The organism is Paenarthrobacter sp. PAE-2 (assembly GCF_026013155.1).
GTDB lineage: Bacteria > Actinomycetota > Actinomycetes > Actinomycetales > Micrococcaceae > Arthrobacter > Arthrobacter ureafaciens.
This window is the reverse complement of the sequence record NZ_JAPDNV010000013.1, coordinates 15372-39520: the sequence shown is the minus strand read 5'-3', so window position 1 is coordinate 39520 and position 24149 is coordinate 15372. Positions and strand designations below refer to the sequence as shown.

At 62.8% G+C, this 24149-nt stretch carries 26 protein-coding genes; 20 read left to right on the top strand and 6 right to left on the bottom strand.

What is annotated here, in order from left to right; genetic code table 11:
- Positions 1 to 92 precede the first annotated feature (92 nt).
- Together OCL88_RS10385 and OCL88_RS10380 are read left to right on the top strand one after the other, a co-directional pair.
- Positions 93 to 1253: a class I SAM-dependent methyltransferase gene (locus tag OCL88_RS10385; RefSeq protein WP_264962452.1), complete on the top strand. Its 1161-nt coding sequence runs from the start codon at positions 93 to 95 to the stop codon at positions 1251 to 1253.
- Positions 1254 to 1434: 181 nt separating this feature from the next.
- Entirely contained in the window at positions 1435 to 2685 is a 1251-nt protein-coding gene (locus OCL88_RS10380) for an ROK family transcriptional regulator (protein ID WP_031215991.1), read from the top strand.
- Between the two features lie 22 nt (positions 2686 to 2707).
- Here OCL88_RS10380 and OCL88_RS10375 read toward each other — a convergent pair whose 3' ends face one another.
- Positions 2708 to 2911: a hypothetical protein gene (locus tag OCL88_RS10375; RefSeq protein WP_370583580.1), complete on the bottom strand. Its 204-nt coding sequence runs from the start codon at positions 2909 to 2911 to the stop codon at positions 2708 to 2710.
- 152 nt (positions 2912 to 3063) lie between these two features.
- Here OCL88_RS10375 and OCL88_RS10370 point away from each other — a divergent pair, with 152 nt between their 5' ends.
- The 7 genes from OCL88_RS10370 (at position 3064) to OCL88_RS10340 (ending at position 9427) form a co-directional block, all read left to right on the top strand.
- On the top strand, positions 3064 to 4071 hold the full coding sequence (locus tag OCL88_RS10370; RefSeq protein ID WP_062096974.1) for an AAA family ATPase: 1008 nt from the start codon (positions 3064 to 3066) through the stop codon (positions 4069 to 4071).
- An 11-nt stretch (positions 4072 to 4082) separates the two neighbouring features.
- Positions 4083 to 4979 (top strand): DUF58 domain-containing protein, encoded by an 897-nt coding sequence (locus OCL88_RS10365; protein ID WP_264962451.1) that lies wholly within the window; start codon positions 4083 to 4085, stop codon positions 4977 to 4979.
- Positions 4969 to 5424 carry a hypothetical protein gene (locus OCL88_RS10360; protein ID WP_264962450.1) on the top strand — a complete coding sequence of 152 codons (456 nt, stop codon included), beginning with the start codon at positions 4969 to 4971 and terminating at the stop codon, positions 5422 to 5424. The genes OCL88_RS10365 and OCL88_RS10360 overlap by 11 nt, the downstream gene beginning before the upstream one ends.
- The gene (locus tag OCL88_RS10355; RefSeq protein ID WP_264962449.1) at positions 5415 to 6416 is read left to right on the top strand and encodes a vWA domain-containing protein; all 1002 of its coding nucleotides are present in this window, start codon (positions 5415 to 5417) and stop codon (positions 6414 to 6416) included. The genes OCL88_RS10360 and OCL88_RS10355 overlap by 10 nt, the downstream gene beginning before the upstream one ends.
- Complete coding sequence (locus OCL88_RS10350; RefSeq protein WP_264962448.1) at positions 6413 to 7351, top strand: vWA domain-containing protein; 939 nt, start codon at positions 6413 to 6415, stop codon at positions 7349 to 7351. The genes OCL88_RS10355 and OCL88_RS10350 overlap by 4 nt, the downstream gene beginning before the upstream one ends.
- Entirely contained in the window at positions 7348 to 8085 is a 738-nt protein-coding gene (locus OCL88_RS10345) for a hypothetical protein (protein ID WP_264962447.1), read from the top strand. Before OCL88_RS10350 ends, OCL88_RS10345 begins: the two co-directional genes overlap by 4 nt.
- A gap of 352 nt (positions 8086 to 8437) precedes the next feature.
- Entirely contained in the window at positions 8438 to 9427 is a 990-nt protein-coding gene (locus OCL88_RS10340) for a methylenetetrahydrofolate reductase (RefSeq protein ID WP_264962446.1), read from the top strand.
- A gap of 23 nt (positions 9428 to 9450) precedes the next feature.
- Here the strand turns inward: OCL88_RS10340 and OCL88_RS10335 are convergent, their stop codons facing one another.
- On the bottom strand, positions 9451 to 9954 hold the full coding sequence (locus tag OCL88_RS10335) for a DUF2004 domain-containing protein (RefSeq protein WP_217376100.1): 504 nt from the start codon (positions 9952 to 9954) through the stop codon (positions 9451 to 9453).
- Between the two features lie 52 nt (positions 9955 to 10006).
- Entirely contained in the window at positions 10007 to 10972 is a 966-nt protein-coding gene (locus tag OCL88_RS10330) for a LysR family transcriptional regulator (protein WP_021470663.1), read from the bottom strand.
- A 393-nt stretch (positions 10973 to 11365) separates the two neighbouring features.
- Here OCL88_RS10330 and nrdH point away from each other — a divergent pair, with 393 nt between their 5' ends.
- The 6 genes from nrdH to OCL88_RS10300 all read left to right on the top strand — a co-directional run bounded on the left by nrdH (position 11366) and on the right by OCL88_RS10300 (position 16499).
- Positions 11366 to 11611 carry a glutaredoxin-like protein NrdH gene (gene nrdH / locus OCL88_RS10325; protein ID WP_031215987.1) on the top strand — a complete coding sequence of 82 codons (246 nt, stop codon included), beginning with the start codon at positions 11366 to 11368 and terminating at the stop codon, positions 11609 to 11611.
- Positions 11612 to 11672: 61 nt separating this feature from the next.
- Positions 11673 to 12143 (top strand): class Ib ribonucleoside-diphosphate reductase assembly flavoprotein NrdI, encoded by a 471-nt coding sequence (gene nrdI, locus OCL88_RS10320; RefSeq protein WP_264962445.1) that lies wholly within the window; start codon positions 11673 to 11675, stop codon positions 12141 to 12143.
- Positions 12144 to 12154: 11 nt separating this feature from the next.
- A complete protein-coding gene (gene nrdE / locus OCL88_RS10315; RefSeq protein ID WP_264962487.1) occupies positions 12155 to 14296 on the top strand; it encodes a class 1b ribonucleoside-diphosphate reductase subunit alpha in 2142 nt (713 codons plus the stop codon).
- Positions 14297 to 14341: 45 nt separating this feature from the next.
- Complete coding sequence (locus OCL88_RS10310) at positions 14342 to 15106, top strand: NUMOD3 domain-containing DNA-binding protein (RefSeq protein ID WP_264962444.1); 765 nt, start codon at positions 14342 to 14344, stop codon at positions 15104 to 15106.
- The gene (gene nrdF / locus OCL88_RS10305) at positions 15103 to 16077 is read left to right on the top strand and encodes a class 1b ribonucleoside-diphosphate reductase subunit beta (protein WP_062096967.1); all 975 of its coding nucleotides are present in this window, start codon (positions 15103 to 15105) and stop codon (positions 16075 to 16077) included. The genes OCL88_RS10310 and nrdF overlap by 4 nt, the downstream gene beginning before the upstream one ends.
- A gap of 80 nt (positions 16078 to 16157) precedes the next feature.
- Entirely contained in the window at positions 16158 to 16499 is a 342-nt protein-coding gene (locus tag OCL88_RS10300; RefSeq protein ID WP_264962443.1) for a YciI family protein, read from the top strand.
- Here OCL88_RS10300 and OCL88_RS10295 read toward each other — a convergent pair.
- Positions 16468 to 17805 (bottom strand): HNH endonuclease, encoded by a 1338-nt coding sequence (locus OCL88_RS10295; RefSeq protein ID WP_264962442.1) that lies wholly within the window; start codon positions 17803 to 17805, stop codon positions 16468 to 16470. The genes OCL88_RS10300 and OCL88_RS10295 overlap by 32 nt on opposite strands.
- A gap of 86 nt (positions 17806 to 17891) precedes the next feature.
- Between OCL88_RS10295 and OCL88_RS10290 the strand changes: the two genes are divergently transcribed.
- A complete protein-coding gene (locus OCL88_RS10290; RefSeq protein ID WP_264962441.1) occupies positions 17892 to 18206 on the top strand; it encodes a hypothetical protein in 315 nt (104 codons plus the stop codon).
- Positions 18207 to 18231: 25 nt separating this feature from the next.
- Here the strand turns inward: OCL88_RS10290 and OCL88_RS10285 are convergent, their stop codons facing one another.
- Positions 18232 to 19323, bottom strand: a complete 1092-nt coding sequence (locus tag OCL88_RS10285) for a PDDEXK nuclease domain-containing protein (RefSeq protein WP_264962440.1) — start codon at positions 19321 to 19323, stop codon at positions 18232 to 18234.
- A gap of 60 nt (positions 19324 to 19383) precedes the next feature.
- Between OCL88_RS10285 and OCL88_RS10280 the strand changes: the two genes are divergently transcribed.
- Together OCL88_RS10280 and OCL88_RS10275 are read left to right on the top strand one after the other, a co-directional pair.
- Positions 19384 to 19875, top strand: coding sequence for a DNA alkylation repair protein (locus OCL88_RS10280; RefSeq protein ID WP_264962439.1), 492 nt, complete (start codon positions 19384 to 19386; stop codon positions 19873 to 19875).
- A gap of 81 nt (positions 19876 to 19956) precedes the next feature.
- Positions 19957 to 21468: an FAD-dependent oxidoreductase gene (locus OCL88_RS10275; protein ID WP_264962438.1), complete on the top strand. Its 1512-nt coding sequence runs from the start codon at positions 19957 to 19959 to the stop codon at positions 21466 to 21468.
- Here the strand turns inward: OCL88_RS10275 and OCL88_RS10270 are convergent.
- Positions 21465 to 22451: a hypothetical protein gene (locus OCL88_RS10270; RefSeq protein ID WP_264962437.1), complete on the bottom strand. Its 987-nt coding sequence runs from the start codon at positions 22449 to 22451 to the stop codon at positions 21465 to 21467. The two genes, OCL88_RS10275 and OCL88_RS10270, sit on opposite strands and share 4 nt — an antisense overlap.
- Before the next feature lie 132 nt (positions 22452 to 22583).
- Here OCL88_RS10270 and OCL88_RS10265 point away from each other — a divergent pair, with 132 nt between their 5' ends.
- Together OCL88_RS10265 and OCL88_RS10260 are read left to right on the top strand one after the other, a co-directional pair.
- The gene (locus OCL88_RS10265; RefSeq protein ID WP_264962436.1) at positions 22584 to 23387 is read left to right on the top strand and encodes a thioesterase family protein; all 804 of its coding nucleotides are present in this window, start codon (positions 22584 to 22586) and stop codon (positions 23385 to 23387) included.
- Positions 23387 to 24145, top strand: coding sequence for a biotin/lipoate A/B protein ligase family protein (locus OCL88_RS10260; protein ID WP_264962435.1), 759 nt, complete (start codon positions 23387 to 23389; stop codon positions 24143 to 24145). Before OCL88_RS10265 ends, OCL88_RS10260 begins: the two co-directional genes overlap by 1 nt.
- Positions 24146 to 24149: the final 4 nt, after the last annotated feature.

Below are 24149 nucleotides of genomic sequence, written 5' to 3'. Positions count from 1 at the left end.
AGAACCAACCATCCTCCCGCCCGGCGTCGAAGTCGAGGGGCTTGGCACAGGAATTTCCTGTTCAACAACTGCAGGACCAATCATGAAGGAAAGTGGGTAAGGACGTGGCCGTGGCCGACCTCGAGGCACTGTTCAGCAGCCTTGGCAGGTTTCCGGATGTGGAAGCGCCCAACCTCTTGGCGTATGACGCTACTGACAGGCTGTTGTTGGATCACGCTGCTAAGTTCGGGGGCGAGGGGATTGACGTCGCCGTCATCGGCGACCGCTACGGGGCCCTGACCCTGGGTGCAGTGGCGACCCTCGGCGCTGTGGCGGGACCCGGCGTCGGGCACGTCAGGGTCCATCAGGACCTGTACACGGGCAGGGTGGCCCTGGAACGCAACGCCGCTGCGGCCGGACTGGAAGGCCGCTACGAAACCTTCGAGCTCGTTCCCGAACTGTTCGCCGGGGTCGGCCTGGTACTTCTGCAGTTGCCGAAGTCGCTGGCTGAGTTGGAGGAAATCGTCGACGCCGTTGCGCGCCATGCAGCCAAAAACGCGGTCTTGCTCGCAGGCGGAAGGGTCAAGCACATGTCCCTGTCGATGAACGCTGTGCTGGAGAAGTACTTCTCCAGTGTCCAGCCCCAATTGGCGCGCCGGAAGTCGCGGGTGCTCTTGGCTACGGACCCCAAACCCCCGGCAGGACCTGCGCCGTATCCCGTGATGCAGCACCTCCCCGAACTTGGCATAGACGTTTGCGCCCATGGTGCTGCGTTCTCCGGAGCGCGGCTGGACATCGGCACGCGGTACCTCTTGACGTTCCTGGACAAAATGCCGGAAGCGGCGAGGGTGGTGGACCTGGGCTGCGGAACCGGGATCCTTGCCACGATGTACGCCCGGAAGCACCCGGTGGCCCGCGTGCGGGCTACGGACCAGTCGGCCGCAGCAGTGGCCTCGGCGCGGGGAACCGTTGAGGCGAACGCCGTCGGCGGCCAGGTTACGGTCATCCACGACGATGCCATGTCCACCTTTGAACCGGCCAGTGCCGAGCTCATCCTCCTTAATCCGCCTTTCCACCTTGGAACGAGCGTCCACGCCGGTGCGGCATTGAAGATGTTCGAGGCCGCCGCACGGGTGCTCGCCCCCGGTGGGGAGCTGTGGACCGTCTATAACTCCCACCTGCAGTACCGCGCTGCCTTGGAGCGGTTGATCGGGGACACGGTGGTGGTGGGCCGCAATCCCAAGTTCACGGTGACCCGCAGCGTGAAGGGGTAGTTCGCCGCGCCCGGCGGTGTCATGAAACACAGGAGTGCGGGGGACGTCACATAGAATTCAATGTCGTCGTACCCCGTTTCCCATTCAGTTCAAGGCGTGCATATCCCTCTGAAGGGGGCTGACGTACGATTCTGACAAACGTCAACATCAATGAGTTGTTTCTCTAGACAAGGGGAAATCCGTGACTGAGACCCGGACGCCGGCACCGAGGCGCGGAACGAACCTACCCCGCATGGGCGACTTCAACCTGACGGTCATCCTTGAAGCAATCCGACGCTCCCCGGGCGGGCTCAGCCGCGTGGAACTGGCCAAGGTCGTGGGCCTTTCCCCGCAGACGATCTCCAACATTTCACGGCGCCTGCTGGACCAGGAACTCATTGTCGAAGCCGGCAAGGAAGGCTCCGGCCCGGGCAAGCCCAGGACCATCCTGCGGCTGAATCCTTCCGGCATGTATGCCGTGGGAGTCCACTTGGACCCCGCAGTCATCACGTTCGTTGTGCTGGATCTTTTGGGTGATGTTGTCCGGCACTCCCGGATGGCCACCCCCGGCGGCGACCCGGCCCTGGTGATCACCGGGATCGCGGAGCAGATCAGGGGCCTCATCGATGAGTCCGGGGTGGATGAGTCCAAGATAGCCGGCCTGGGCGTAGCCGTTCCTGGCCCGATCGATCTCAATGAAGGCTCCGTAGTGGAACCGCCGTTGTTGACCCGCTGGGACAGGGTAAGCATCCGCGAAGCCCTCGCTGAAGCCACAGGCCTGGAAACCCTCGTGGACAAGGACGTCACCAGTGCCGCGGTGGCCGAGACCTGGGCGGGCGGGGTCAGTGGCGCCGGCAGTTTCGTGTTCATGTACATGGGAACCGGCATCGGTTGCGGGCTGGTGCTCAACGACGAAGTTGTCCGCGGCACGTCCGGAAACGCCGGCGAAATAGGCCACATCATCGTGGATCCGGATGGTCCTGAGTGTGACTGCGGACTCCGTGGGTGCGTGAAATCATCCTGCATACCGCAGGTGCTGGTGGCGGAGGCTGAAGCGCAGGGTGTGCTGGATGGGCACGCTGAGGGCGCGGACGCTCCGGCCGTGCAGGAACGCTATGCAATGTTGTGCGACAAAGCCGATGCCGGCGATGAGCGGGCTGTGGCCATCCTGGAGAAGTCGGCGGTGCTGGTGGCCAGGGCCGTTTCCGTGGTGACCAATACCCTCGATGTCGAGCGTGTGGTTTTCGGCGGACCTTTCTGGGGGAGGATGTCCAAGTACTTCCTGGACCGGGTACCTGCCCTTATTACCGAGAACAGCGCTGCCCGGATGATCCATGGCATTGACGTGGTGGGCTCGGGCGTGGGTGAGGACGTGGGCGCCATTGGAGCGGCGTGCCTGGTCCTCGAGCACACGCTGGCCCCGAGGGCGCAGAGGCTGTTGCTGGAAGGCTGATGCCCGCCGCAGCGTCAGGAAACTAGTCGATGTCCTCGACGATTTCGCCGTAGGGGATGGACTCGTCCAAATGGGCCTGGTGCCCGGTTGGGCCGTGGTTGTACGTGATGCGGACCCCGTGCCGTTGGTCGGCGGCTGACTGCAGCAACACGGGACGCACGGCATCAATGACGTGCTGGTTCTGGCTGTCGAGGTACCTCTGGTAAGCGGCTGGTAGCTGATGCATGGCAAAAGGATAGACCTCCGGCGTCCGCATGGGGAGGGGTCCCCATTGCAAGCAATCAGCGCGGCGGCTTGGATAGAGTGGCCAAATATCGGGACCCGTGGCGTTACGCCGGGACCCGGTACGGACATTGAATGCCAATGAGGGGACCACGCGTGCTTCAGAACACAGCCACGGCCGGAATCGAAGCACCGGAAATGGCCCGGGCACAGCAACTCGCGGGCAGCATAAGCCGCAGCTTCGACGCCAAGGTAGTGGGCCAGGAACGGCTCCGTGAGACCCTTCTGATCGGACTCATGACGGGCGGCCATGTACTCCTGGAAAGTGTCCCGGGACTGGCCAAGACCACCGCAGCGCAGGCCTTGGCGGACGCCGTCAGCGCCGATTTTCGAAGGATCCAGTGCACCCCCGACCTCCTGCCGAGCGACATCGCCGGGACCCAGATCTTTGATGCCGCCAAGGGAACCTTCATCACGCAGCTCGGTCCGGTGCACGCCAATATTGTGTTGCTCGACGAGATCAACCGCTCAAGCGCCAAAACCCAGAGTGCAATGTTGGAGGCCATGCAGGAACGGCAGACGTCCATCGGCGGCCAGTCCTACCCCCTTCCGCAGCCCTTCCTGGTACTGGCCACCCAGAACCCGATTGAACAGGAGGGGACCTACAGGCTGCCCGAAGCCCAGATGGACCGCTTCATGCTCAAGGATGTCCTGGACTATCCCTCTCCGGCTGAAGAAGCCGAAATTATCCGGCGGATAGACGCCGGCGTGTTCGACCCCGCAGGCAAACCTCCGGCCGCTGCGTCCCTTGACTCGGTGGTTCAGCTCCAGACGCTGGTGGGACGCGTCTACATCGACCCCGCGATCGTCCGCTACATCGTCGGGTTGGCGTACGTCACACGCAACGCTTCCCAATATCTTGAACCCAGGCTGGCCCGGCTGGTTGAGTTCGGCGCGAGCCCCCGGGCAAGCATTGCGTTCAGTCAGGCCGCAAGGGCGCTGGCCCTCCTCAACGGACGTGACCACGTCCTACCCGAGGACGTCAAGCAATTGGCGCACCGGATCCTTCGCCACCGCATTGTGTTGGGCTTCGACGCGGTTGTGGAGGCAGTCTCCGTTGAGACGGTCATCGACGCCGTCCTCGCTGCTGTGCAGACCCCTTAGCGGGCAACAAGGTGCCGAGCCTGCTTCAACGCGTGAAGTCGAAGATGTTCATCTTCGCCCACCGCAAGACCATGACCCTCCTGGACGGAGAATACGGCTCCGTGTTCAAGGGCCGAAGCCTCGACTTCGATGACCTGCGATCCTACGTCCCGGGAGACGAAATCCGGGATATCGACTGGAAGGCAACTGCCCGGCACGGATCACCGCTGGTTAAGCGGTACACGGCCGTGCGCCGGCATTCAGTCCTGCTGCTGGTGGACACAGGCCGGGCCATGGCAGCCGAGGCCGCCTCGGGCGAAACCAAACGGGACATCGCGGTGGATGCGGCCGGCGTGCTGGGATACCTCGCGGTGCGCCACGGTGACGACGTCGGCCTGCTGCACGGCTCAGCGGAAGGCACGCACTACGTGCCGCCCAAGAGGAGCGAAGACCAGCTGGAACGCCTCCTCCGCCGGGTGTACGACGCCGTGACCCCGGACGCCCCTGCGAGCGCCATGGCACAACAGCTCGACTACGCACTGAGGTACTTGAAAGGGCGCCTGCTCATTGTGGGGGTGGCTGATGAGTTCATGCCCGATGCCCGTGCCCAGGACCTCCTCCGACGGCTGGCGGCCCGGCATGAGGTTCTGTGGTTCACCGTCAAGGACGCTGTGCTTGCCGTCGAGGGGCCCGCCGCCACGAGCAGGGACGTGGAGGAAGGGTCCACCATCCCCGCCGGCCTCGCCGCAAAACCGGAGGTCAGGGCCGCCTACGCCGCTGCCATGCTCCGGCGGGAGGAGGAGCGCCGGGAGGTCTTCCGACGTCTTGGAATTGCCGAGGAGCAAGCGGGCAGCAGCGGGGAAGTCCTTGCTGCTGTCTTCTCGCTGTTGGAACGCCATAAGGCCGGAAGGGGGAGACATGCAGGATGACTCCGGTTTCTACGGGCCGCTCCTCTACCAGGACGTCTGGTTGTGGCTGGGTGTGGTGCTGCTGGTGGTGGTGGCCGCGTGGTACGCCTGGCTGTTCCTGCCCTCCCGACGCAGGACCGCAACCGCAGCGGCGCTTCCCGATGTGGAGGGGCTGCGTGCATCGTGCCTTGCGGCCATAGACGCCGTGGCAGCCGACGTCGACGCCGGAACCCTCGGTGAGCGCGACGCCCACCAGAGGCTGAGCTTTCTGGTGCGCGACTTCGCATCAGCGGTCACGAAGCAACCGGCCACGCACATGACGCTGGCCGAACTGGAACGCCGCGGCCTCACGCCCTTCACCAGGGCGGTTGCAGGCATCTACCCGGCGGAGTTCGCACCAACAATCAGTGCGTCCATCCGTGAATCCGCGGACGCAGCGCGCCGGGCGGTGCTGGAATGGAACTGACATTCTGGTGGATGCTGCCGCTGGCCGCAGTTGCCGCGGCAGTGGCCTGGCTGCTGCACCGGCGCCGGCGCGCCGGAAAGGTCCGGCCCGTTGCGCACACGGACCGACTCACCGCCCTGCCCGAATACCAGCGGGCGCTGCGCCACCACCGACGCGCACTCACCAGTGCGCTGGTACTGAGCGCCATCTTCCTTGCCGGCGCGGTGACCGCCGCCGCCAGGCCAACACAGCGGACCACCGACCAACCCGAAGTACGGAACCGCGACATTGTGCTGTGCCTCGATGTCTCCGGATCCATGACCAGCACGGATGCCGCGTTGGTCGGAGTCTTCCAGCGGCTCGCGGAAGAGTTCGACGGCGAGCGCATCGGCATGGTCATTTTCGACAGCAGCAGCGTCCAGCTCTTTCCATTGACCGACGACTACGACTACGCCGTTGAACAACTGGGCGAAGCCCGCAAAGCCTTGGACAGCGGAGCCGGAGCCTTCTTTGACGGCACGTGGAACAGGGGCGGCTCATCGTTGATCGGTGACGGGCTGGCCTCGTGCGTCCAAAGCTTCCCCGACGCTGAAGCCGACCCCGGCGCAAGCTCCCGGACAGGCGAAGCACAGCGTTCCCGGTCAGTAGTCCTGGCGACCGATAACTTCCTCTCCGGGAACCCCATCTTCACCCTCGAAGAGGCAAGCGCCCTCGCGCAGCAAAAAAACATCAAAGTCCACGCCATCAACCCCGGCGATTTCGACTACGGTGACGACGCCGATCAACCCGGTGCCCATCTCAGGGCAGCAGCCCAGTCCACCGGCGGCGGCTACTACACCCTGGACAGCCCGGAGGCCGTGCCCGGCATCGTCACCAAGGTCCAGGAAACCGAAGCCACAAGCTACCGCGCGGCCCCCATATCAATCATCACGGACAACCCCGCCTGGCCCCTCGGCATCGCAGCGCTCGCCGGCATGGGGCTGCTGGTACTGGGATGGAGGCACGGGCTATGACCTTTGCCCCCATCGTTCCGTGGCCCTACCTCGCAGCCGCAGTGCTCCTCGTCCTCGCATTCGGTACCTGGTTAACTATGTACGGCAAGCAACCCAAGCAACAGGTGCGGTCCACCATCACCCGCACCGCCGCCGTCGTACTCCTGCTCCTTGCTGCTCTCCGCCCGGGGTGGGCCGGGGCAGGAGGCACCACGGCGGCCGCCGACCTGGACGTATTCATCCTGGTGGACACAAGCACCAGCATGGCCGCCGAGGACTACCACGGCAGCGAAACCCGGCTGGCCGGTGCCAAACAGGACGTGGCAAGCATCGCCAAGGAACTGGCCGGAGCCAGGTTCTGCCTCATCACCTTCGACAATCAGGCAACCGTCCGAATGCCACTCAGCCGGGATACCACCGCACTCCAAACCGCCATGGCCACCCTGCAACCCCAAGCGCCCCGATTCGCTGCGGGCAGCAGCATCACCAGCGCTGGCAGGCTGCTCAAGGACAGGCTGGCCGCCGCACAGATGCAACAACCCGGAAGGCCCGCCCTGGTCTTCTACGCCGGCGACGGCGAAAACACGTCCGCCACGCCCCCCGAACGGCTCCCCGTTGACGCCGCCGGCATCAACGGGGGAGCGGTACTCGGTTACGGCACCGCCCAGGGCGGGCGCATGAAAGACGTCGACGGCGTCTCCCGGCTCGACGAAGGCGCCCTCAGGAACATCGCCGCGCAGCTCAACCTGCCGTACGCCCACCGCAGCGGGGACGAAGGTACCGGTGAATTGCTCACCAAAGTAGAGCCGGGAGCGCTCGCAGGCACAACAGAAGACGGCCCGGGCAGGGCGGAGCTGTACTGGCTGATGGCCCTCGGGGCATTCCTGCTCCTCCTTCACGAACCCATGCGGCACGCCGCCGCCCTGCGGAGCCTGCGCCCCGGGAGGACACAATGACCCGTGTCGCCGGCACCCGAGAAGGAAGCCGCCACAATGCCCGACGGCGGAAGAGGCGGCTCGCGCTGTGGTCCGCGGTACCGGCCGTTGCGGCGCTCGCCGTGGCCGCCAAGCTTCTGAGCGTGGGTGTGCTGGGCGGAAGCGCATCCGAAGCATTTGCCGCCCGACAGGAGGAGAGCCTGGGCAGGGCTTCCGGGTGGTTGCTTTACGCCAACGTGCTCGAACCGCATAAGGCGTATGTCGCATCCGGTGACGCCCATGCCTTGGCTGGTGACTTCGCTGCGGCGAGGAAGGACTTTGCGTCCGCGCTGTCCGCGAATCCCGGAATTGATGAGTGCAAGGTCCGGGTGAACCTTGCCTTGAGTATTGAGAAGTTGGGAGATGCGGCAGCCGAAGCGCAGACGCCGGATGCCGGGACGCTTTTCGCTGAAGCGCTGGCGGTAGTGCAGGAGTCTCCGCCGGCGTGCCGCCACGAGGGACCGGCCAACGCCGACGGTGAGGGCGATGCCTTGGATTCGGCCGAAGCGCGACTGGTGCGCAAGAAAGCGGGCAGCGGCGCATCGGAGGCGGCTGCGTCTCCTCCACCGGGGCAGTCGCCGTCTCCTCCGCAACAGGAACAGCTTCGGAAGCTGCAGGAGTCCGCTGAGCAGGCACAGCGTGAACGACAGGAGGGCCAGGACCGGGACAGGTACCTCAACGGTCCCGACAATCCGGGAGTGGACAGGCCGTGGTGACCATTTCGGCGAATAAAGTTCACGAAGTATCAAGGGTGAGGCGTAAAAGTGCGTCTTAATTCGGAGCCCGAGTTGAAGAGTCCCGGGCTGCCGTCCTAGAGTCGTCATCAAGTTACCGCGGTAACGTGTCAGCGATCCTCCGTTGGATCCGCCCCGCAAGGGTGGTGAGGAGGGTGTGGGTGCCCCCATGTGGGCCTGACATTTGCACACGGAAAGCTTCTCCAGGCGTAACAGTCGCGGCTGCGGCCTGCTGGGGCTCTTTTCGTGTATCCCAAACTCAATTCACCGAACATCTACCGACGGCCCATGGGCCCGGGGGTAGACGTTCGTGGACGAACAGCCGAGGACGCAAATGTCGCCACCAAGCCTTACCGACACTCATTCAAACCTTTCCGCAGCAACGGCTCCCGTCGCACTGTCCTACGAGCTGTTCCCGCCGCGTTCCCCGAAAGCCGCAGAAACCCTGTGGACCACCATCCGCGAACTGGAAGCCACCGATCCCGACTACGTCTCGGTGACCTATGGTGCCAGCGGTTCCAACCGGGACACCGCCGTTGACCTGATCAACCGGCTGCTGCTTGAAACCACGCTTCGGCCCTTGGCTCACTTGACCTGCGTGGGCAACACCCCGGCCGAGCTGGCCTACATCATTGCCGAACTTCTTGACCACGGCGTTCGCGGAATCCTCGCGTTGCGGGGGGACCTGCCCCAGGACGGCACGCTTCCGCCCAGCGGTTCGCTGAGGTACGCGCAAGATCTCATTGAACTCGTCCGCCACGTAGAGCAACGCCGCACCGCGTTGCTCTGTGCGGGAAAGATCGCCGTGGGGGTTGCTGCCTACCCCGCCAAACATCCCGAGTCGCCCAGCGTTGAACACGATGTTGAAGTACTCCTGGCCAAGCAGCGTTCCGGCGCGGACTTTGCCATCACGCAAGTGTTCTTCCAAGCACATGAGTACTCGAACCTGGTGAGCAGGGCACGGCGGGCGGGGGTAACCATTCCCATCATTCCCGGGGTCATGCCCTTCACGAGCCTCCGGCGCCTGAAGCGCCTTGGTGAGCTGGCCGGCGTCGACCCTTCAGCGCACTTGATGGACCGCCTGGCCGCCGCGGACACCGGAGCTGAGCAACGCCGGATCGGTGTGGCCGCCACGGTGGACCTTGCCAATGCGGCACTGGACGCTGGTGCGCCCGGCATTCACCTGTACACCTTCAACGAGCACGCCCACGCGCTGGACGTCCTGGACAAGCTCGCCTTGCCACGACCCGCGAGGCCGACGATCCGTACGCAGCCGGTGTCACGTACCCCTGAGCCGGTCCGCCACGAGGAATTCGCTATCTGACACACCCTTCGCGGTGAGCAGTCTTATTCCCAAAGAATCTCGTCATCCACCACGCCGTCCTCATCCGCGGCCACTACCAGCACTTCATCCGTGAAGTGCGAGCCCAGCGTGAAATCAAGCACGAAATAGCGCTCGGGTTGACCCGGATAGATGGCCACATGGCCCAGTTTCAGGGCTTTGAGGAAAACGTCGTTGGTGAGCTGGGACTTGTCGCGCACGCCGAAGACGGACTCCAACTGTTCTTCCTTGAGCTGGGAGCAGTGGAAGTGGAGGAACTGCTGGGGGTTGGTTCCGTCCTGGTCGAGTTCCTCGGCGATCATTTCCCGGACCTGGTCCACCAGTTCCGGCAGGAACCTCAGGCGGTAGTCCATTTTGCGCAGCGCGGCCTCGTCGAAATGGTCGTGCGCCGTGACATTCAAGTCCAGCCGAAGCGGAGCGCCACCCAGGTCATGTTTGGCCTCAAAGCAGTGTTCCCGCCCGTGGTTGAGCTCTATCTCCCCAAAATATTTGCTCGCTACCTTGCCCATGTGATCAATCTAACCCCGATTAAGCAGAGGGTTCCAGCAACTTGTGGATATTTCACCGTCGACGCGGGGATGCCTTGGCCGGTACGGATTTCAACGGCGCCAACCCGCTCCTGCCGGTGGTCCCGCGAAGAGTATCGGCGAGGAGCTGGGTGAAGAGTTGCACTTGCGCCGTCCGCTTTTCGTTGATCAGCAGAGCGAAAACGTTACGGGCCAGCCGGATGTCCGGGACGTCGAGGACCACGACGCCGGACGGCCGGTTGCGCAGCGCCAGTTCCGGAACCAGCGACGCACCAAGTCCGGCAGCTGTCATTTCGAGGCTGGCGTGGAAGTCGTCACTGTAGGCCACCACGCGCGGGTGCAGGTTGCAGCTTGCGAACAAGCGCTCAATCACCAACGCGTCACTTGTTCCGGGGTGGTGCACGATCCACGGCATATCGGAAAGGTGCGCGGCTTCGATGTCGGCGTCCTCGCGGATTTTCCACGAGGCCGGAAGGACTACGCGGAAGTCGTCGTCGCCGATCCATTGGCGTTCCAGCGAATGCGGCCAGGCCAGGCCGGACTGGCCCACTTGATAGACCAAAGCAACGTCCAGCTCGCCCCCGCTCCTGAGACCCTGAATGGTTTGGGCGGGCTCGGCTACTGAGACTTTGAGTTCGATGCCCAGGCCGTTCCAACGTTCGTTGCGGAGGATGTCGGGCAGGACGTAGGTGGCCAGGCTGGGAAAAATGCCAAGCCGCAGTTCCTGTGCGGGGGAGTCGTTGGTCCGGGATGCGGCAGCCATCAAGGCCTCGACGTCGGTCAGAACCTTGGAAGCATGGCGGGTCATGGTCAGGGCGGCTTCCGTCGGCACTACGCTGCGGGCTGACCGCTGAAAGAGCTCAACTCCCGTGTCCCGTTCCAGCGCCGCCATCTGCTGGGACACGGCGGAGGCTGTGTAGCCGAGCTGTGCTGCTGCTGCCGCGAACGAACCCAGCCGGGTGACCTCCAAAAGCGTTCGGAGATGGAGAAGGTTGACCATCAGCTGTCCTTTTGCTCGTTCTGCCCCGGCTTTGCTGGGGAGTGCACGCCTGTGGGCACCTCGGACACCGTACTCCCGATGTCTACCGACAGCAAAGCTTGCTGTTATCCGGACCACAGTTTTCAAAGTGTCACGACACGCCGTGTGGCGGCGACACGCTGGAGATTGAATGTGGCTAAGTACTCCACAGCTTGTGGATTTCATCTCTCACTTCGGCGGAATCCCGGACATTTTGAGGGCCTCTGCCTGTGGACTACCGGTGGATTGAATGACATACTTGTAATACATCATCTTGGGGTCCCGGTGGGGCGCATGCACTACATGTAGTATCGATTTACGGATTGAGCAGGAAGCCAGCCCAAGCAACAGACTTTAACTAAGGGGACAGTGATCATGACCGTTACGGTTTACACGAAGCCGGCCTGTGTTCAGTGCAACGCGACGTACCGTGCGCTCGACAAGAAGGGTATCGCCTACCAGAGCGTCGATATCTCACAGGATGCAGAAGCCCTGGAGCGCCTGAAGGCACTGGGTTACATGCAGGCTCCGGTCGTGGTCACCGAACAGGACCACTGGTCCGGATTCCGCCCGGACAAGATCGAGGAACTGGCCCAGTCCGTTTCCTCTTCCGTGGCCTAAAGGTCTTTGACCCACACCACTGCAGCACACTAAGAATTCCTATGTAGTCGAGGTGACTCCCATGGCACCGCTGGCAGCGGCAACCGTACGCAAAGCGACGGAAGCTGTCACCACGAGGAGTCACCTCATCTACTTCTCCTCCACTTCGGAAAACACTAAACGCTTTGTTCAAAAGCTGGGCAGGGATGCGGCGCGCATTCCCCTCTATGCCCAGGACGCCCCGCTCGAAGCCCTTGAACCTTTCGTCCTGGTGCTGCCCACCTATGGCGGTACCAACGGCGAGGGGTCTGTGCCCAAGCAGGTCATCAGGTTTTTGAACACACCGCGGAACAGGGAACTGATCCGCGGAGTTATCGGTGCGGGGAACACCAACTTCGCGGACAACTATTGCGCAGCCGGGGACATCGTCGCCGCCAAATGCAAGGTGCCGCATCTTTACAGGTTTGAACTCATGGGGACGCCGGAAGACGTCATCCGTGTCAACGACGGATTGGAAAAGTTTTGGACACGACTGTCGCAGAAACAGATGTAGCCGGAAGCGCCGTGGAATCGGCCAAGAAGCCACTGCCCGAGGCTTATAAGGGCTTGGGCTACCACGAGCTCAACGCCATGTTGAACCTGTACGGCCCGAACGGAGAGATCCAGTTCGAAGCCGACCGCGAAGCCGCGCACCAGTACTTCCTGCAGCACGTGAACAACAACACCGTGTTCTTCCACGACCTGGAAGAGAAGCTCGATTACTTGGTGAAGAACCAGTACTACGAGCGGGAAACCCTCGACCAGTACACGATGAACTTCATCCGTGACCTCTTCAACCGCGCCTACAAGAAGAAGTTCCGCTTCGAGACCTTCCTTGGCGCCTTCAAGTTCTACACGTCCTACACGTTGAAGACTTTCGACGGCAAGCGCTTCCTTGAGCGCTATGAAGACCGCGTCTGCATGGTTGCCTTGCACCTCGGCCGGGGCAACGAAGAGCTCGCCACGCGCCTGGTGGACGAGATCATCGACGGCCGCTTCCAGCCGGCCACCCCCACATTCCTCAACGCCGGCAAGGCCCAGCGCGGCGAGCTCGTCTCCTGCTTCCTCCTGCGCATCGAGGACAACATGGAGTCGATTGCCCGTGGCATCAACTCCGCATTGCAGCTTTCCAAGCGTGGCGGCGGTGTTGCGCTGTCCCTGACCAACATCCGTGAACACGGTGCCCCGATCAAGCAGATCGAGAACCAGTCCTCCGGCGTCATCCCCGTGATGAAGCTTCTCGAAGACAGCTTCTCCTACGCCAATCAGCTCGGTGCCCGCCAGGGTGCCGGTGCTGTGTACCTGCACGCCCACCACCCGGATATCTACCGCTTCCTGGACACCAAGCGCGAGAACGCGGATGAGAAGATCCGTATCAAGACCCTGTCCCTGGGTGTCGTGATTCCGGACATCACGTTCGAGCTCGCCAAGAAGAACGAGGACATGTACCTCTTCTCCCCGTACGACGTCGAGCGCGTTTACGGCGTGCCCTTCTCCGACATCTCCGTCACGGAGAAGTACTACGAGATGGTGGACGATTCCCGGATCAAGAAGTCCAAGATCAACGCCCGCGAGTTCTTCCAGACCCTCGCGGAGATCCAGTTCGAGTCCGGTTACCCGTACATCATGTTCGAAGACACCGTGAACCGGGCCAACCCGATCGACGGCAGGATCACCATGAGCAACCTCTGCTCCGAGATCCTGCAGGTTTCCACCCCGTCCATCTACGGCGAGGACCTCAGCTACGAGACCGTCGGCAAGGACATCTCCTGCAACCTCGGTTCCATGAACATCGCCAAGACCATGGATTCCCCGGACTTCGGCCTCTCCATCGAGACCTCCATCCGTGCACTGAGCGCCGTGTCCGACATGTCCTACATCAACTCCGTGCCGTCCATCGCCCAGGGCAATGCGCAGAGCCACGCGATCGGCCTCGGCCAGATGAACCTGCATGGTTACCTTGCCCGCGAGCGGGTCCACTACGGCTCCGAAGAGGGCCTGGACTTCACCAACATTTACTTCTACACGGTGCTGTTCCACGCCCTCCGTGCTTCCAACAAGCTGGCTATCGAGACCGGCCAGACGTTCGGCGGCTTCGAGAAGTCCAAGTACGCCTCCGGTGAGTTCTTCGACAAGTACACGGAGCAGGAATGGCTTCCGGCTACCGAGCGCGTGCGCGAACTCTTCGCTGGCCACCACATCCCCACCCAGGATGACTGGCGCGAGCTTAAGGCCTCGGTCATGGAGCACGGCATCTACAACCAGAACCTCCAGGCAGTTCCGCCTACCGGTTCCATCAGCTACATCAACAACTCCACGTCCTCCATCCACCCGGTGGCCGCCAAGATCGAAATCCGCAAGGAAGGCAAGATCGGCCGCGTCTACTACCCGGCTCCGTACCTGACCAACGACAACCTGGAGTACTACCAGGATGCGTACGAGATCGGCTACGAGAAGATCATCGACACCTACGCCGCTGCCACGCAGCACGTGGACCAGGGCCTGTCCCTGACGCTGTTCTTCAAGGACACCGCCACCACGCGTGACATCAACAAGGCGCAGATCTACGCATGGCGCAAGGGCATCAAGACGCTCTACTACATCCGTCTCCGCCAGATGGCCCTTGAGGGTACTGAGGTGGAAGGCTGTGTTTCATGTGCGCTATGACGGTGGTGCTCTGAGTTGAAGGGAACTACGACGGCGACAGGCGGCTTGGTCTATGGCATCAGGCTTCGCCGCGAGGTTGAGTACCGCTATGTCGGAATCACGACCAAGACCGCCAGCCGTCGGTTCCACCAACATCTCAGGGTTGCAGCTCAAGGCCGCAAAACTCCGTTCTACGACTGGGTCAGAAAACAGAATCCCGCAGACCTGATAGCCGATGAACTCGATTGGCTCGAAGGATTGGATCAGCTTGGACAGGCCGAGGTTGACTGGATCGCTTACTTGAGAAGCCAAGGTGATCGTCTGCTGAATCTCTCAGATGGTGGGCTGGGCCCGACCGGAGTGGTCTGGACGGACGAAATGCGTGATGCTGCTCGTCTACGATCCAAAGGGCGCAAAGGTCTGAGTCGATTCGGTGAGGATAATCCATTCTTTGGCATGTCGCATTCACCGGAGCAGCGTCAGAAGTGGGCAGAGCAGCGCAAGGGCACGTTTGTGGGACCAGACAATCCTAATTTTGGGAGGTTCGGTCCGGATCATCCAGGTTTCGGGCACACCATGCCGGCAGAGGCACGTAAGGCGCTTTCCGAAGCCTTCACGGGTGAAGGCAACCCAAACTACGGAAAGACAGCCAGCGCCGAAACGCGAGCCAAGATGTCAGCGGCACGGAGAGGTGTACCAAAGCCATTCAGCCGCCGAAGCGCCCACACCCGCCATCACACTAACAAGGGCATCGTGAAGCCCACCTGTCAGCATTGCATCGACGATGCAGCACAAGCCAAGCTCATGCGAGAAAGTGAAAACGACAAATGACTGAGAAAGTGAAGCTCCTGAGCCACGTCGAGGCCATCAACTGGAACAAGATCCAGGACGAGAAAGACGTGGAAGTCTGGAACCGCCTGGTCAACAACTTCTGGCTGCCGGAGAAGGTGCCGCTGTCCAACGACGTCCAGTCGTGGCACACGCTGACACCGGAAGAGCAGCAGCTGACCATGCGCGTCTTCACGGGCCTGACCCTGCTGGACACCATCCAGGGCACCGTGGGCGCTGTCTCCCTGATTCCGGATGCGCTGACCCCGCACGAAGAAGCTGTGTACACCAACATCGCTTTCATGGAGTCGGTGCACGCGAAGTCGTACTCGTCCATCTTCTCCACGCTGTGCTCCACCAAGGAGATTGACGACGCTTTCCGCTGGTCGCTCGAGAACGAGAACCTGCAGAAGAAGGCACAGATCGTCATGGACTACTACCAGGGCGACGATCCCCTCAAGCGCAAGGTCGCCTCCACCCTGCTGGAGAGCTTCCTGTTCTACTCGGGCTTCTACCTGCCCATGTACTGGTCCTCGCGCGCCAAGCTCACCAACACTGCCGACCTCATCCGCCTCATCATCCGCGACGAGGCCGTTCACGGTTACTACATCGGCTACAAGTTCCAGAAGGGCTTGGAGAAGGTTTCCGAGGCACGCAAGCAGGAGATCAAGGACTACACGTTCGAGCTCCTTTTCGAGCTGTACGAAAACGAAGTCCAGTACACCCATGACCTCTACGACGGCGTCGGCCTGGCCGAGGACGTCAAGAAGTTCCTGCACTACAACGCCAACAAGGCCCTCATGAACCTGGGCTACGAGGCCATGTTCCCGGCATCCGTCACCGACGTAAACCCGGCCATCCTCTCCGCCCTGTCACCCAACGCCGACGAGAACCACGACTTCTTCTCCGGCTCGGGCTCCTCCTACGTGATCGGAAAGGCTGTGAACACGGAGGATGAGGACTGGGAGTTCTAGGCTCCTGTCGATCTCTGGTAGTTTCAAAGCCCCTTGCGCTGACCGGCGTGAGGGGCTTTGACGTTAGGAAGGCGGTCCACATGACCAAGTACCTGATCTCGTTCCCAAGCGAAGCCATGATGATTCCGGAAGGGGAGTTTCAGGACGTCGCTGATGCTGCCCACGCCGTCATCGAGGAAGCCAAAGCAGCAGGGGTTTACGTCTTCGGTGGCGGCATCAATGAAGACGTTGAACCCGTGCGGGTCTCGGGCGATGGCATGGTAGAGCCCGGTACGTATCCTAGGCACACGGTTCCTAACGGCGGGTACACCGTCCTGGAATTGCCGTCCCGCGAAGATGCGATCGAGTGGGCAGCGAAGATTGCCGTGGCATGCCGCTGTCCGCAAGAGCTCAGGGAATTCCAGTACGATCCCGCGAGCTGACGCCCTCGTGTCCCGGTGGCGGCGGGGCGGTGGAATGGTAGGTGTGGCCGGTCGGGGTGGTGATGTGGAAGCTGTGTCTGGACCCCCTGGCAGGCGCGGTGGCCCAGCCGGGGTCTTGTTTGGTGTGGTTGCAGTTTTCGCAGAGCCCGGCGGCGTTGGCAAGGGTAGTTTTGCCGCCTAAGGCCCACGGGATGATGTGGTCGTAGTGGCGGATAGGCGCGTCGCAGTAGGGCGTGGCGCAGAGGTGGTCACGGGTATCGATGAAGCGTCGCATACTGGCGGGGAAGAACCTGGCCCGTGAGTCCATGCCGAGGAGTTCGCCGGTTGCGGGGGCTGTGTAGAGGCGCCGGAGCCAGATGTTGAATTCGGGATCCGGGTTGCTTGTCCCTCCGCCGGAGGTTTGGTCGGTGGGTCTTCTTTCGGTGGTGAGCAAGTTCCTGGCCCATTCGGCGGGGACAGTGCCGTAGCCGGTGAGACGTGCAGGGGTGGAGTCGCCTTGGAGCAGTGTGCGGTCGGTCATGACCAGATGCAGGTCGATGCCCGTGTATCCGTGCCGTGTGCCGGTGAGTTGTTCGGTGAGAGTGTCGGCCATGACTTGCCCTTTGGTGCGGGTGTCTCCGTTGCTGCGGGCAGTGGCGGCGGCTTGGGTCAGGGCCTTGTAGGCGGCAACTCCTTGGGCGACTGGCAGCAGCGCGGTGAGGTAGGTCATGGTGTCCGGTGCCGGCCGGAGGCTGACATGGCGTTCGGTGGCGGCGTGGGCTGCGCGTTGGGTGATGGAGCGGGGGTCCCGGCGGTAGGCAGCTGCCCTGGCGGTGCTGATGATGGTTTTGTCCCCGGCGCCCTCGAACGTGCCGGTGTCCGCGGCGAGTTCTTCGTCCACGGCGCAGCGGTCCTCAGCCGAGAGGCAAGCAGTTTCCTTGACGAGGAGCGTGGCGCGCCATTCGCTGAGTTTGCCGGTTTGGAGGGCGGCCAGCGTGCGGGGCATTTCAGTGACGAGGGCTTTGGCCAGGCCGAGGAGCCGGGAGCCTTTGTTGGGTGATTCACGGCGGGCGAGGGCCACCTGGGCAGCGGTGCTGCGGCCTTGTTCGTTGGCCGGGACTCCGGCGTCGGCTTGTTCCTGCCGCTGGGCAAGATCGAAAGCCACCGCGATTCTGGCCTGCAACGCCGAGATCGCCGACTTCATATCCTCCAAAACACGAAGCTGATCTATCAGGTCTTTGCTGATGACGCCGGTGCTGAGAGAGTCCTGAAAATCGGACAGCACAAGGCCCGGTGGTGTGGTTACCAACTCCCGGCCGTCGCTCATATCTTTACGATGACACGAGGCACTGACATTTTTGGATTGATGGCTGAGAGGCGGAGGGGCGGGTAGAGTCCCACCAGGACAGCGCCATGGACGCGGCCTTCACGGGCACATTGAGCGTGGATGCGAATGGTTGCGTCTACGCACATCCCGGCGGTATTGAGTCCGATGTCTACACGCTGGTGTGGCCCCAAGGCTATTCCACGCAGGGAGACGGCAAAGCCTTCGAAGTCGTCGACGCGGACAAGCATCCGGTGGTCCGTTCAGGCTCCGAGGTTGAGCTCGGCGGCGGGCACGTCAATGCGCCACGTGACAATTGGACGGAGAAGGACTGCATCAAGGGCAGTCTGTGGCTGGTCGCACCACCGGACTTCAGCCAGGTCAGCCAGCCTCCGGGCGGCTGATCGTCTGAGCCCGGGCGCCAGCCCCCTAGCCACCCAGCCGCTCGGCCTCGCCGGCCAACTCAGCCTCCAAGGTTTCGATGCTCGGCAGGCTGGAGACGATCTCATCCGGCAAGGAATCGGCCAGCGAGGTGCGCCATTCAGCAATGCCAATGGGGGTGTTGAATCCCCGCAGCGCGTACTCGGCCACCACGCTGTTCTTTTCCTTGCACAGCAACAGGCCAATGGTGGGTTTGTCGTCCGGGTGTGCCATCAGGTCATCAACGGCTGCCATGTACATGCCCAATTGCCCAAGGAAACCAGGCTCAAACTTCACGGCTTTGAGCTCAATGACCATGTAGCAACGCAGCTTTAGATGGTAGAAGAGCAAGTCGGCAAAGAACTCGTCCCCGTTGATCTCCAACCTGACCTGTTCGCCCACAAAGGCGAAACCCTGGCCCAGCTCCAACAGGAACTTCTCAACGTGCTTCACCAATTGCAGCTCCAGCTCCCGCTCCGAATGCCTGTCCGTCATGGCCAGGAAGTCAAAGACGTACGGATCTTTTGTGGCTTGCTGTGCGAGGTCCGAATCAGCAGGAACCATGGTGGCAGCGAAGTTGGTGATGGCTTGGCCCGACCGCTCGTGAAGGCGCGTCTGGATCTGATGGACCAGGACGTTGCGCGACCAACCGTGTTGGGCAGCTGCCGCCGCGTACCAAAGCCGTGTGGCGCCGTCGTCGAGCTTTTCCAGCAGGGCGATCTGGTGATACCAGGGCAATGTTGCAAGCGGCGCTTGCAACATCGGGAAGTCCGGCCAGGCCTGGGCGAAGCTCTTCATGTATCGCAGGTTCCTGGGGGAGAAGCCTTTGGCCTCGGGAAAGCGTGTGCGGATATCTGCCGACAACCGTGTAACGACCTTGGCGCCCCACCCTTGCTCAGTTTCCCGCTCGGCAAGGTGCCGCCCGATGCTCCAATAGGACTGCAGCAGTTCACTGTTGGCGGCCGCGGCCGCGCGTGTACGCCCAACGTGCACCTCCTTGGCAACCGTCTGCAACAGAACCGGGTACCAACTGGGCATGGATGAAGCCGGGGGTACTCCCGGGAAGGATGCTTCGGTTTCGGCAAGCTCCTGCGAGGGCATGATTCTCCTGTCGGTGGCTGGTGGAACCACGTTAGGCGGAGGCACTGACAGAATAGGCGTGTGAGTGATGCCGGTGAATTCATCGACTACACCCTGCAGCGCGAGTCCTCGTGGGAGAAGGCCTCTGCGATCCGTGAGCGGGTAGGTCCGGGCTTGAAGGTCTACGGTGCCTCCGTGGGTGCTGTCCGCGGAACCGTTCGGGACGCACTCAAACGCTACAAAAACCTGGACCATGACCAGATCACGGCGCTGAGCTCGGAACTCTGGGCCGAGCCCGTCTTTGAGCGGAGGCTTGCGGCGGTGGTTCTGCTGCAGTCGAAGGCGCCGCTGCTGGACAACACGGACCTGACCCGCCTGGAAGGCTTCTTCCGGAACGCCGGCAGCCAGGAATTGACGGATCCGTTGGCCCGGGACGTCGTGCTGCCCCTGGTTCAGCGCCTTGATGGACAGAACCGCCTCCGAGCCGAGAGGGTCCTCGCGCGATGGGCTGCCGATCCGGACCCGGAACTGAGGAGGGCGGCCGCCGTGGTGACCAGTGACCTCGACCCTTGATAAGCGATGAGGACACGCCTAGCGTTTCCAACAACGCATGCCAAAGGCAATTTTTTGTGAATTGAAGGGGCAGGTTGTTCGATGAAGTCACTCTGGTTGGACCGTGTATCCGCATTCCGTTCTGATGATCTTCCCGAGGACAAGCACTTCGACACGATAGTGGCGGGAGCCGGCCTGACCGGTCTGGTGGCCGCGCTCTTGCTCTCCAGGGCCGGGCAGAAGGTGGTGGTCTTCGAAGCCCGGACACTGGGTGCCGTCACCACCGGCAATACGACCGGAAAACTGAGCCTCCTCCAAGGCGGTGCCCTGTCTGCCCTGAGAAACCAGTACTCACTGAAGGTGGTCCAGGCCTACGTCGAAGCCAACCGGACCGGCCAGGCCTGGCTGACGCAGTACATGGAGCAGCAGAGTATCCCCTTCCAGACCCGGACGGCGGTGACTTTCGCAACCAGTGACGACGGCGGCCAGCGGCTCCGCAAGGAGGCTGCGGTTTCGCGGGATGCCGGTTTGGATGTCCATTTCAGCAAGGATGCCGGCCTGCCGTTCCCCGTGATGGAGGCACTGGAACTCGAAGACCAGGCCCAGATCAATCCCATGGACGTCCTCGAGACGCTGGCCAAGGACATCCGCGAGCACGGTGGCCTGATTGTCGAAGGCGTCCAGGTCCAGAACGTTGGTTCCGGCCAGCCCATGGAAGTGACCACCCGGAAAGGCACTTTCACAGCGGACACGGTGGTGGTGGCCACGGGAACTCCGATCCTGGACCGCGGCCTGTACTTCGCCAAACTTGAGCCCAACCGCTCCTATGCGGCAGCCCTGCGCTTGCCGGGAGACGCGACAATTCCCACCGGGATGTACCTGTCCATGGACCCGCCCACCCGTTCCCAGAGGACCTATCCAACACCCGAGGGCCATGAGTTGCTGCTGGTCGGCGGGTACGGACATCCGGCAGGCCGGGCGAAGTCTCCCCAAGCGCACCTGGATGCGTTGCTGGGCTGGGCCAGGGACAACTACCCGGGAGCCGAGGTAACGCACACCTGGTCTGCGCAGGACTACCAGGCCACCAACCTGATGCCCTTCTTCGGCAAGCTGCCCAGGGGCCATGGCCGGATCTTCTTCGGCACGGGCTACAACAAGTGGGGCATGAGCAACGGGGTGGCCGCGGCGTTGTCCATCACCCAGGACATCCTGGGCGGCCAGTCGGATTGGGCCACTGTCATCCACCACCGGGTGACGTCCCCGCAGGGTGCGGCCCAGGCGGTCCGGCTCAATGCCGGGATAGCCAAACGCATGGTGGAAGACAAGGCAAAGGTGCGGAGCAACCCGGAGATCACGGACGAAACCCGGCCGCCGGAGGGGAGCGGCGTCGTCGGCCTGTACAAAGGTGAGCCTGCAGCGGTCTCCACGGTAGACGGCAAGGTGTGCAGGGTTTCTGCCAGTTGCGCCCACTTGGGCGGCCTGCTGACGTGGAATGACGCCGAAAAGTCCTGGGACTGCCCCCTGCACGGTTCAAGGTTCACGCCGGACGGGACCTACCTTGAAGGTCCGGCCACCCACAACCTGCAGAAAACAGTGGGCAAGAAGCAGAGCTAACCCAACCGTTCGACGCGCCGCCGGGCCTGGTCCGCGGCGCGTCGCTGTTGGGTAGCGGCCCGTACCGCGCGCTTCTTGTCGGACTCGGCCGCTTCGGCGTCCCTCGTGATCCCGATGAGATCGGCTTCCAGGGAAGCAAGGCGCTTCCTGCACTTTTCGATGTCCGCTTGCACGTCCTTGCGCCTACGCTCGATCTCCTTGACCGCGTTCCACGCTTGAGCCGCCGCCTCGTCAGCTGCCTGCGCTTCGGACTCTGCGGCGTCGAATTCCGCCTGGGCTTCATCGAGGGCTGCCTTCTTCTTGGCAGCACGACGCTCAGCCAAAGAGGTGGCTTCTTCCCCGGGTTTCTTCTCTTTCGCTTTGGGCTCGCGCTGGGCCCCGGGTTTGGACTGGCTCTCGGGTTTGGACTGTCCCTCGGGTTGGGACTGAGGCTTGGGTTTGGACTGTCCCTCGGGTTGGGACGTCGGCTCGGGTTTGAACTCCCCACCTGCCACGGCACCGTCCAGGTCAACTTCTTCGAATCCACTGCCGCTTAGCCCCCGGACCAGCCGCCCTGTGGCAACGGCGGCGGCAGCACCGGCGTCGGCCATCGCTGCCCGGAACGTCCGTTCGACGTCGGCAGCTGCCGCCGCACTCAGCGGGAAACCCAGCTCCGCTGCCAGGTCTTTGGCATCGTGCACGGCGCCCGTCAGCTCGCCCTGACGCTGCAGGCCCAGTTGCCGGAAAGCGTCCGCGTCGCCGTCCTCCTGCGCGGCCCGCAGGGAAGCTCCAAAGCGCACGACGCCGTCAATCACCTCGGGCTTGTGAACAGCCAAGGCGTTGATTGCCCAGGCGCCGGCGGCCGGTTTGCCCAGCTTTCCGATGTCCTTGGCAAGCTCCTTGTCGCCTGCGTCCTTGGCTTCGCGGACCAGTTCCGAACGGCGGGCGGTGAAGTCGCGGGGCAACACGGCGTACAGCTCCTGGGCGGCATCACGAAGGTCCATGCCTTCATCCTAGGAGCCCCGGACTCCCGCGCCGCGGTTATAACTCGAGTGCGGACTCCAAGCGGCAGATACAGGGCCAATCAGCGGATACAGTGGTCTGAGTTCACATGCGATATTGGCGAAAGGCTCGGCTTGTCTACTGCATTACCGGAACTGGCGCAGGGGGATTTCTACTACGAATCGCTGGGTAACGGCCTGTACCGTTCAACGATCCACGCGCAAGGCGCCTGGAACCCGCACGAACAGCACATGGCACCCGCGTCCGGCATCATGGCCGATGCCCTCCTGAGGCACGAACCGCGCGACGACGTCCGTATGGCCCGCATCAGCTACGAAATCCTGGGTTTGATCCCGGGAGGTACTTTCGAAGTCACCACCTCAACCCTGCGCCCGGGGCGGACCATCGAGTTGGTCCAGGCAGAGCTGACGGCTGCCGGCCGGGTGGCTATCAGGGCCACAGCATGGCGGATCATCACCAGCGACACCAGCGCCATAGCCGCCGTCGAAGACGAACCGATGCCTGCGCCGGATGAATGCAAGCCCTGGGATGGGGCGAGCGTCTGGCCCGGCGGGTACATCAGCTCCCTGGAAATGCGCATTGCTGAAGGACACCGGCCGGGTTCGGGCAGGGTCTGGATCCGGACAGCCCATCCACTGACGGACAGGGAGGACAGCTCCGATGTTGCCCGCCTGATGGGCCTGGTGGACACAGCCAACGGCATCGCCGCACGCGTGCCTCCGGGCAAGGACAGCTACATTTTCCCCAACGTGGACCTTCAGATTCATATGTACCGGAAACCGGCCGGTGAATGGCTTGGCCTGGATAACAGGGTGTCCTTCGGTTCTGACGGAATCGGCCTGACTTCCTCGGTGCTGCACGACCACTCGGGCCCCTTTGGCAGGGCAGAGCAGATCCTGACGCTGAGGAAGAGCTGATGACTGAGCAGGACTCCTCAACGCCGCAGCTGCCTCGTCTTACTGTCTACCGGCAGCCTGAATCGCTGGGTGCGGCCGAGGACCTCGACTTCGCGCTCGAACTCCTGCAGCGCGCCCGGAGCGGCCGTCTGGGTCCGTTGCTGAGGCTCTACCGGCCGCTTCCTACGGTGGCGTTCGGCCAGCGCGATGCGAACCTCCCGGGATTCGCAGCGGCAGCAGATTCCTGCCGGCGGCTGGGCTTCGAGCCTCTGGTCCGGAAGGCCGGCGGGCGGGCGGCCGCCTATCATCAAGGCACGCTCGTCATTGACCATATTGAGCCGCACCCGGACGCGATCGTTCAGGCGAAGGCGCGGTTCTCGCAGTTCGGTGAGCTGTTGGCCGGCGCGTTGCGCAGGGTTGGCGTTCATGCCGCCGTCGGCGAAATCGCGGGCGAGTACTGTCCCGGCGAGTTCAGCGTCCATGGACAATCACTGGATTGGCCGGAGCACCGCATCAAGCTCATCGGCACGGCGCAGCGCGTGGTTTCAGGCGGATGGTTGTTCAGTTCCGTGATCGTTGTGGAGGATTCCGCGCCCATCCGTGAGGTCCTTACGGCCAGCTATGCGGCCTTGGGCCTTGAGTGGGACCCGGCGACGGCGGGTGCTGCGAACGATCTCCTCCCCGGCCTTGACGTCAAGACAGTTGAGGACGCAGTGGTCGAGGCTTACCAAAGTTACGGGCACATCGTCGACGGCGACTTCCGCGCATTGCTCGCCTGAACGA